Raw genomic sequence first — 8732 nt, forward strand, 5'->3', positions numbered from 1 at the left:
CCGCCGGCCAGGCGGCCCGCCTGCTTGGCTTCCCGGGCCGCAGCATCGGTTTCGGCGGCGACGCCGTCGAGCTCGGCTTGCCGGGCAGCGTCCTCGCCGACCTGCGCCCGGCCGAGCTTCGGCTCGTCCAGCTGGAGGTCCTCAGGGCCGGTCCCGAGGTCGGGGCCGGAGCCCGCCCCGGGATCCGTTTCCGGGTTAGTGGGAGAGGCCTTCCCATCGGGCTTCTTGTCCTGTTCGCTCATGGGGAAATTGGCCTTCCTCGTACCCGGTCCGCAGATGCGGGAGAATGTCTTTAGCCTCGACTTTAGCCAAAGTGCCGGGGCCGATGCAGGTTCCGCGGCTCCGGAACGTTGTCGCGTGCGGCACGCCAGGTCCTCGTCAGCCGCTCTCATGCCGTTCGCGCGCCGCCCGCTGGCCACGGGGCCACGAGAAAACATGTACCCTATAGGTACGACAGAATTGATCAATTATTCCGGGGCCTCGCCCGCCGCCTGGGCGACCACCTCCGGATCGACGCGAAAAAGGGGGTCACGCCATGGGGCGCGGCCGTCAAAAGGCAAAAGCTACCAAGCAGGCTCGGGAGATGAAGTACTTCACCCCGAACACTGACTACTCTGCGCTGCAGCGTGAGCTGTCCGGCGCCAAGAGTGCCTCAAGCCGATATCCGGAGGAACCGGCCGAGCCGGACTACTCCGAGTACGAGGATAAGTACGCGGATCAATTCGATGATTGGGACGACGACGGCGACACCCGCCGCATAGGTTGACCACAGGCGGCAGGACCGCCGGCATCATCGGGCACTGAATTCCCACCTGTAGCGGTGTGCTTCCGGCGCGCCGCTACAGGCTGTTAACCGGCCTGCGGCCAGACCGCCAGCACCTTCCGGAACCGGTGGTCCCCGCCGGGACGCATATCCACCAGGCTGACCTGCCGCACGGCGACCTCGTCACCAGGATCGAGCCGGCCGACGGTATGGCTGATATGCGGTCGGAAGCGGCTGCGCGTGTGGTGCGGGCTCAACAGGTGGATAGCAGGACCGAGGGCGTCCAGGAGGCGTTCGTGCAGGCCCTGCAGCCGGTCGTCCGGTTCCACCAGCGAGACATGCACGCGCCCGTTGCGGCCAAAGAAATCATCCTCGCCGACGGTCACCGTATAGCCCAGGCCGCTCTCCACGGCCGGGCCGATGCGTCCGGCAAATTGCTCCAAAGGTTCCGCGGAATCGAAGCGCGCCAAGGTGATGTGCAGCGGCCACCGGGAGGATTCGAAGACCAGTCCCGGGTCCACCGGCCGGACGAAAACGACGACGACGAACGCATCCATGTGCCCAGTGTGCCACGGCCGCCGTCCACCCCTTCAAGCAGGCCAACCCTTTAAACGGTGCAGGTCCTTTCCTAAGGGAAAGACCTGCACGGTCAGGCAAGGCAAGCTGGCCTTGCGGAAGATCAGGCGTAGTTGCCCACGAGGTGGACAGCGCCGCCGTCGACCCCCTTGGCTCCCTGGACAAAGTCCGGCCCGGACAGCGAATTGTCCACCGCGCCTACCGTGCCCATCGCCCAGGCGTTGAGGCCGCGTTCGTTCAAGCGGCCCAAGGCTGCGTCGGCACCGGCAGCGTCGACGATCGCGACCATACCGACCCCTAGGTTGAGCGTGCGCTCGAGGTCGGCCTGCGGTACGTTGCCGAGCTCGCCCACCAGCTTGAAGACGGCGGGCAGTTCCCACGTGGAGCGGTCCACCGTGGCCATCAGGCCCTGGGGGAGCACGCGGGCGAGGTTGGCCGCGAGGCCGCCGCCGGTGACGTGGCTGAAGCCGTGGACTCCGGCGGCCTCGAACCGGGCGAGGTCCAGGCAGTCGGCCGCGTATACCTTGGTGGGTTCAAGCAGCTCTTCGCCCAGGGTACGGCCGAGTTCGGAGACCTGCCGGTCCAGCGCCCAGCCGGCGTGGTTGATCACGCGGCGAACCAGGGAGTAGCCGTTGGAGTGGATGCCGGAGGAAGCCATCGCGATGACGACGTCGCCCTCCTTGACCCGGTCCGGGCCGAGCAGCTCGTCCGCCTCGACCACGCCGGTGGCGGCACCGGCGACGTCGTACTCATGCTGGCCCAGCAGGCCAGGATGTTCCGCGGTCTCTCCGCCGACCAGGGCGGTGCCGGCAACTTCGCAGGCTGCGGCGATGCCGCGCACGATGTCCGCGATGCGCTCCGGCACCACCTTGCCGCACGCGATGTAGTCCGTCATGAACAGCGGTTCGGCGCCGACCACCACGATGTCGTCCACCACCATGCCGACCAGGTCGAAGCCGATGGTGTCGTGGATGTCCATGGCCTGCGCGATCGCCACCTTGGTGCCCACGCCGTCAGTCGAGGTGGCCAGCAGGGGCTTGCGGTACTTGAGCAGGGCGGACACATCGTACAGCCCGGCGAACCCGCCGACCCCGCCGATGACGTTCTGGTTGTGGGTGGCCTTGATGGCCCCCTTCATCAGCTCGACGGCCTTGTCGCCGGCTTCGACATCAACGCCGGCGCTGGCGTAGGTGATCGGGCTGGCGGCCTGCTCGGGGGAGGTCATACGCGCTCTTTCTTGTCATCGTCGGTCAGGAGGTTTTCCAGATCCGAATCCGGGCCGGGGTCGCAGGAGCCGTGCTCCTGCTCGTCGACGGTCGGCCGCTCAAGCAGGTTCTTGCCGCGGCGGCTCGCATCCGGCAGTTCGATCGGGTATTCGCCGGTGAAGCAGGCGGTGCAGAGCCGCTCGCGCGGCTGCTCGGTGGCGTCGATCATGCCGTCTTCGGAGATGTAGCCAAGGGAGTCGGCGCCGATGGAAGCCTTGACGTCCTCGATTCCGATGCCGTTGGCAATCAGCTCCGCCCGGCTGGCGAAGTCGATGCCGTAGAAGCAGGGCCACTTGATGGGCGGCGAGGAGATCCGCACGTGGACCTCGGCGGCGCCGGCCTCGCGCAGCATCCGCACCAGCGCGCGCTGGGTGTTGCCGCGCACGATCGAATCGTCGATGACCACCAGGCGCTTGCCCCGCACCACTTCCTTGAGCGGGTTGAGCTTCAGCCGGATGCCCAGCTGGCGGATGGTCTGGCTCGGCTGGATGAAGGTCCGTCCCACGTAGGCGTTCTTGACCAGGCCCTGTCCGTAGGGGATGCCGGAGGCCTCGGCGTAGCCGATCGCGGCAGGGGTGCCGGACTCCGGCGTCGGAATCACCAGGTCCGCCTCGACCGGATGCTCCTTGGCCAGGCGGCGTCCCATTTCCACCCGGGCGGCATGGATGCTGCGGCCGTTGATCGAAGTGTCCGGGCGGGCCAGGTAGACGTACTCGAAGACGCAGCCGGCGGGCTTCTTCTCCGCGAAGCGCTGGGAGCGCAGCCCGTTCTCGTCGATCGCGATGAACTCGCCGGGCTCGATCTCCCGGACGAAGGAGGCGCCGACAATGTCCAGGGCGGCGGTTTCGGAGGCAACGACCCAGCCGCGTTCCAGCCGGCCGAGCACCAGCGGGCGGACGCCGGCCTCGTCCCGGGCGGCGTAGAGCGTGTCTTCGTCCATGAAGGTGAAGCAGAAGGCGCCGCGCAGCTTCGGCAGCAGTTCCAGCGCCCGTTCCTCGAGGGTCTGCCCCGGCTCACCGGCCAGCAGGGCGGTGACCAGCGCGGTGTCGGTGGTGTTGCCCTGGGCCAGTTCGCCGCGCTCGGGCTTGCCGAACTTCTCGATCACCTTGTCGTACAGGTCGGCCGAGTTGGTGAGGTTGCCGTTGTGCGCCAGCGCCACCGTGCCGCTGGCGGTGGCGCCCAGCGTGGGCTGGGCATTGGCCCAGGTGGATCCGCCGGTGGTGGAGTAGCGGCAGTGTCCGACGGCGATGTGCCCGGAGAGCGTGTTCAGGATGGTTTCGTCGAAAACCTGGGAAACGAGGCCCATGTCCTTGTAGACATTGATGCGCTGGCCGTCACTGGTGGCGATGCCGGCGGACTCCTGTCCGCGGTGCTGCAGCGCGTAGAGGCCGTAGTAGGCCAGTTTTGCTACTTCTTCGCCGGGAGCCCAGACGCCGAAAACGCCGCAGGCGTCCTGGGGTCCTTTTTCACCGGGGAGAAGATCATGGGAGAGTTTTCCGTCACCGCGTACCACCCGAGTATTGTCTCATGCGCCGACACGGCCGGAACAACGGTTACGGGCACCTAGGCTGTGGTACCGGTCTCGGTTCCGGAGTCCCGCCGGCCGTCCCGGTCCGCCTCAGCGTCGTCGCTGCCCTCTTCAGCGGTTTCCACGGCCAGCATCTTCCGGCTGCGCCGCACGCTGATGCGGTCAACGACCAGTACGATGAGGGCGGCGAGGAACATGCCGATGGCGCCGAACACGACGGCGAGGAAGCCGAAAACCGAGTTCCGCGTGAATTCGGCGTTCTCCGGCCCTGTGTAGGCCGACACCGCGGCGAGGATGATGCCGAGCACAACGCCTGCGCCCATGAACGGTCCGAATTTCGGGGCGCGGCGGACTCGGACTTCACGGGACTGCCGGGATTCGGATCCGGCGGGGACGTGCTCAGAACTCATGCGGTTAAGCCTACCGTCCGGCGGGAGCGGGTCTGCCTCCCTTAGAAGAGCGGCAGCAGGCCGGAGAGTTCGGCGCGCAGCCCGGAGGCTGCCACCTTTCCGCGTTCGACGGCGGCAGGCCAGTCCTGCGCGCCCGTCACCAGGGCGAGCCAGGTCGCCGGATCACACTCGACGACGTTTGGCGGCGTCCCGCGGGTGTGCCGGGGCCCGGCAATGCACTGGGCCACTCCGAAGGGCGGCACGCGCACCTCGACGCTGTTGCCGGGGGCCCGCTCGGCCAGTTCCTCCAGGCTGAAGCGCACCGCCGTGGCCGTCGTCTTCCGGTCAGCCGATCCCTGCTGCCACGCGCGCAGGGCGGCCTGGCCCTCGGCAGGCGCGATCCGCCGTCGTACTCCCATGGCCTGCCCTAGTCCAGCAGCGCCATGACCGGCGCCGCAAGCCTGATCCGGCCAACCGGCCCGCCGCCGCCGAGCACCGGCTTGACCACTTTCTCCAGCACGGGCCGACCCGGGCGGGGTCGATGGCCCCGGCGGCCGCCAGCAGCGTCAGCGCGACCAGCGAGCCGGCGCGGCCCGAGCCGTCCAGGACCTTCACGGCGACGGAGACACCGGTGTCAGTGCCCATCACCATGACGCCCTCGGCGCCAAGTTTGGCGAGGATGCCCAGTTCCTCCATCACGATCGTGTTCTCCCGGCCGTGGCCCTGCACACCCCACGGATAGTCCAGCATCGCGGTGGCAACGGTCGCGGCCCGGGCGTCGGCGTTGCGGTCCGCCGGAGCTTGGCGAGCTTGCCGACGGCGCGGGCGAGGCCGGTCAGCGAAACCGCCGGAACCGGCGCGCCGCAGCCGTCCACGCCAAGGTGCCGGATGGCTTCGCCGGTGTATTCGGACACGACGTCCATCACCCGGCGCTGCAGCGGATGGTTCGGGTCCAGGTAGGCACTGGTATCCCAGCCGTTCTCGGTGCAGGCCCAGAGGAACGCAGCGTGCTTGCCCGAGCAGTTGAAGGCCACGCGCTGCTTGTTGCGCTCGGTGCGCACCAGCCAAGCCCGCGCCTGCTCGTCCCTGGGCCAGGCCGCCGGGCAGCGCAGATCCTGCGGGCCCAATCCCGCGGCTTTGAGCATGCCCTCGACGACGTCCATGTGCTCGAAGGAGCCCACATGGCTGCCGCAGGCCAGCGCCACCTGGGCACCGCGGAGCGGGACACCCGACTGCATGGCGGCCAGCGCCTGGAACGGCTTGAGCGTCGAACGCGGGAAAATCGGGGCCGCAATGTCGCCTAGCTCGGTGACCACGGTTCCGTCGGCGGCCATGACAACGGCCGAACCCAAATGCCTGGATTCGACGAAGCCGTTCCGCTCGACTGCGGCCAGTTCCACCGCGTCGGCGGCCTTGATGGTTTCGGGCATGGCACCCAGTCTAGGTGCAGCCTGCGAGGGGAGCAGAAACAACTTCGGGGGCCGCGGTCCGGGCCAGTAGGCTTAGACCTTGTGAAGGTACTTGTGATCGGCCCCGGTGGCCGCGAACACGCAATTGTCCGCTCGCTACTGGAAGATCCGTATGTCACGGAGGTCCACGCCGCCCCAGGCAACGCCGGCATCGCGCAGATCGTTGCCACCCACGCCATTGACGCCAACGACCCGGAGGCTGTGCTGGCGCTGGCCCGGAAGCTCGAGTCGGACCTGGTCGTAGTGGGACCGGAGGCGCCGCTCGCTGCCGGAGTGGCGGATCCGCTCCGCGAGGCGGGAATCCCGGTCTTCGGCCCGAGCAAGGAAGCCGCCCGGCTGGAAGGGTCCAAGGCGTTCGCCAAGCAGGTCATGGCCGCCGCGAACGTGCCCACGGCGATGGCCCGCGTGGCGACGGACCTGGACGAGGCGGCCGCAGCGCTGGACACCTTCGGTGCACCGTTCGTGGTGAAGGACGACGGGCTGGCTGCCGGCAAGGGCGTGGTCGTGACGTCCGACCGCGGCGAGGCGCTGGCCCACGCCCAGTCCTGTTTCGACGCCGGCGGGCAGGTGGTCATCGAGGAGTACCTGGACGGCCCCGAGGTCTCGCTCTTCGTCATTTCCGACGGCGAACGCGCGGTTCCGCTGGTCCCGGCCCAGGATTTCAAACGGATTTTCGACGGCGACGAGGGCCCGAACACTGGCGGCATGGGAGCGTACACGCCGCTGGAGTGGCTCCCGCAGGCTTCGTGGACGAGGTCATGGAGCGCGTCGCCCTGCCGACCATCGCGGAGATGGCCAACCGGGGAACGCCCTTCGTGGGAGTGCTCTACTGCGGCCTGGCCGTCACGAGCCGGGGGCTGCGCGTGATCGAGTTCAACGCGCGCTTCGGGGACCCGGAAACCCAGGCCGTGCTGGCTCGGCTGCGCACACCGCTGGGTGGGCTGCTGCTGGCTGCGGCGAAGGGCCAGCTGGACGAGCATGAGCAGCTGCGCTGGTCCAAACAGAGCGCCGTCGCAGTGGTGGTCGCGGCCGAGAACTACCCGGGTACCCCGCGCTCGGGGGACCGGGTGCGCGGGCTGAACAAGGCCAACGCCCTCGACGGGGTGCACGTCATCCACGCGGGGACCAAACTGGATGACAACCGCAAGGTGGTCAGCTCCGGCGGGCGGGTGCTCGCCGTCGTCGCCCTCGGCGAAGACCTGGTGGACGCCCGCGAGAAGGCATACGAGGGAGTGGAACTGATCCATCTGGACGGTTCCCAGCACCGTTCCGACATTGCCCTGAAGGCCGCGAACGGCGGAATCAGCATTCCGGCCCAGCGCAGCCGGACCGAAACCGCGAAGGAGCAGGCATGAACTTCGACCCCGGACACCTTGAGCTGCCGGGCTGGACGCACGTCTATTCCGGCAAGGTCCGCGACCTGTATGTGCCGGCCGGGGTTGCCGAGGCGGACACGGTGCTGGTCGTCGCGAGCGACCGGATCAGTGCCTACGACCATGTGCTGGAAACCCCGATTCCGGACAAGGGCCGGATCCTGACCCAGCTGAGCCTCTGGTGGTTCGAACAGCTCGACGGCGTGGCGAACCATGTGGTCTCCACCGACGTGCCTGACGCGGTGGCCGGACGGGCCATGGTCTGCCGCAAGCTGGACATGTTCCCGGTCGAGTGCATCGCCCGCGGCTACCTCACCGGCTCCGGGCTGGCCGAATACCGCGAGTCGGGCACTGTCTGCGCCCTCCCGCTGCCCGGCGGGCTGGTGGACGGCTCGCGGCTGGAGCCTGCCATCTTCACCCCGTCCGCGAAGGCCGAGGTGGGCGAGCACGACGAGAACATCACGTACGACGACGTGGTGGCCATCGTGGGCGACGACATCGCCGCCAAACTGCGCGACAAGACGCTGGAGATCTATCGGCGCGCGGAGGAGATCGCACGCAACCGGGGCATCATCCTCGCCGACACCAAGGTCGAGTTCGGCACGGATCCGGCGACCGGCGAGATTACGTTGGGCGATGAGGTGCTCACGCCGGATTCGTCCCGGTTCTGGGATGCCGCCACGTACGAACCCGGCCAGGCGCAGCCGTCCTTCGACAAGCAGTTCGTCCGCGACTGGCTGACCTCGGCAGCGTCCGGCTGGGACCGGAAATCCGATGTGCCGCCGCCGGCCTTGCCCGAAGACATCGTTGAGCGGACCCGCGGCCGCTACGTGGAGGCGTACGAGCGGCTTACCGGCCGGCAGTTCGCCTGATCCCGGCCGCAGCCTCGGCCGCTTCCAGCCGGCGCGCGAACTCCGCGACAGCCCGGATGTAGGCCGAGGTGCGGTGCTGCGCGGGCGGCTGCTGCGGGTCCGGCCGCAGCTGGTTGGCGCGGCCCATCGCCCGCACCATGGCCGCTGTCTCCGGCACAGTGACGTCGGTCAGGGCTTGTGTCTCCGGCAGGGGAGCAGGGTCCAGTTCATACTCCAGCCAGCGTGCAGCCAGGACCGCGTGGCGTTCTGCTGCCGCCCGCCAAGCGGGGTCAGGCTGCCCGGTGCAGCGGGATTGCCTGCTGCTGCGGACATGGCCGGCAGCGGGTAGCGCGGCGAGCAGCAGCAGCGCGAGCACGGTGCCGCCGCCGGCGGGGCTGACCGAATAGGCCCACAGCAGCGGGACGGCGGCAGCGGCGGCGCCGGCGAAGCAGTACCAGAAGGCGGTGTCCGGAGCGGCCTCGGCCTTGGCGGCGGCCGCAGCGGCCCGGCCGGTTGCT

The 8732-nt window shown here is 68.8% G+C and carries 10 protein-coding genes and 2 pseudogenes; 4 read left to right on the plus strand and 8 right to left on the minus strand.

What is annotated here, in order from left to right; all coding sequences use genetic code 11:
• Positions 1-242, minus strand: a 242-nt coding sequence (locus tag D477_RS11335; RefSeq protein ID WP_005269236.1) for a hypothetical protein, incomplete at its 3' end; no start/stop codon positions are given.
• 293 nt (positions 243-535) lie between these two features.
• Between D477_RS11335 and D477_RS11340 the strand changes: the two genes are divergently transcribed.
• Entirely contained in the window at positions 536-766 is a 231-nt protein-coding gene (locus tag D477_RS11340) for a DUF3073 domain-containing protein (RefSeq protein WP_043846672.1), read from the plus strand.
• An 83-nt stretch (positions 767-849) separates the two neighbouring features.
• On the opposite strand, the gene D477_RS11345 is transcribed toward D477_RS11340, so the two are convergent.
• The 6 genes and pseudogenes from D477_RS11345 to D477_RS11370 all read right to left on the minus strand — a co-directional run bounded on the left by D477_RS11345 (position 850) and on the right by D477_RS11370 (position 5951).
• On the minus strand, positions 850-1320 hold the full coding sequence (locus tag D477_RS11345; protein WP_005269239.1) for a 2'-5' RNA ligase family protein: 471 nt from the start codon (positions 1318-1320) through the stop codon (positions 850-852).
• 122 nt (positions 1321-1442) lie between these two features.
• Positions 1443-2564 carry a phosphoribosylformylglycinamidine cyclo-ligase gene (gene purM, locus D477_RS11350; RefSeq protein WP_005269241.1) on the minus strand — a complete coding sequence of 374 codons (1122 nt, stop codon included), beginning with the start codon at positions 2562-2564 and terminating at the stop codon, positions 1443-1445.
• A complete protein-coding gene (gene purF / locus D477_RS11355; RefSeq protein WP_005269245.1) occupies positions 2561-4117 on the minus strand; it encodes an amidophosphoribosyltransferase in 1557 nt (518 codons plus the stop codon). Before purF ends, purM begins: the two co-directional genes overlap by 4 nt.
• A gap of 50 nt (positions 4118-4167) precedes the next feature.
• Positions 4168-4542: a hypothetical protein gene (locus tag D477_RS11360; RefSeq protein WP_005269247.1), complete on the minus strand. Its 375-nt coding sequence runs from the start codon at positions 4540-4542 to the stop codon at positions 4168-4170.
• A gap of 41 nt (positions 4543-4583) precedes the next feature.
• Positions 4584-4940 (minus strand): sterol carrier family protein, encoded by a 357-nt coding sequence (locus D477_RS11365; protein WP_005269249.1) that lies wholly within the window; start codon positions 4938-4940, stop codon positions 4584-4586.
• Positions 4941-4948: 8 nt separating this feature from the next.
• Positions 4949-5951 (minus strand): annotated as a pseudogene (locus D477_RS11370) (asparaginase).
• On the opposite strand from D477_RS11370, the pseudogene purD reads away from it, so the two are divergent.
• From purD to D477_RS11380, 3 genes and pseudogenes are all read left to right on the plus strand, one after another.
• A pseudogene (gene purD / locus D477_RS23275) lies at positions 5874-6832 on the plus strand (phosphoribosylamine--glycine ligase); the annotation flags it as partial. The pseudogenes D477_RS11370 and purD overlap by 78 nt on opposite strands.
• A 225-nt stretch (positions 6833-7057) precedes the next feature.
• Positions 7058-7345 carry a phosphoribosylglycinamide synthetase C domain-containing protein gene (locus D477_RS23280; protein WP_237740774.1) on the plus strand — a complete coding sequence of 96 codons (288 nt, stop codon included), beginning with the start codon at positions 7058-7060 and terminating at the stop codon, positions 7343-7345.
• Positions 7342-8235, plus strand: coding sequence for a phosphoribosylaminoimidazolesuccinocarboxamide synthase (locus D477_RS11380; protein ID WP_005269251.1), 894 nt, complete (start codon positions 7342-7344; stop codon positions 8233-8235). The genes D477_RS23280 and D477_RS11380 overlap by 4 nt, the downstream gene beginning before the upstream one ends.
• On the opposite strand, the gene D477_RS22675 is transcribed toward D477_RS11380, so the two are convergent.
• On the minus strand, positions 8213-8732 hold a 520-nt coding region (locus D477_RS22675; protein ID WP_005269258.1), incomplete at its 5' end, for a hypothetical protein. The two genes, D477_RS11380 and D477_RS22675, sit on opposite strands and share 23 nt — an antisense overlap.

The sequence above is a fragment of the Arthrobacter crystallopoietes BAB-32 genome (assembly GCF_000328305.2).
In the GTDB taxonomy this organism is placed as follows: domain Bacteria; phylum Actinomycetota; class Actinomycetes; order Actinomycetales; family Micrococcaceae; genus Crystallibacter; species Crystallibacter crystallopoietes_A.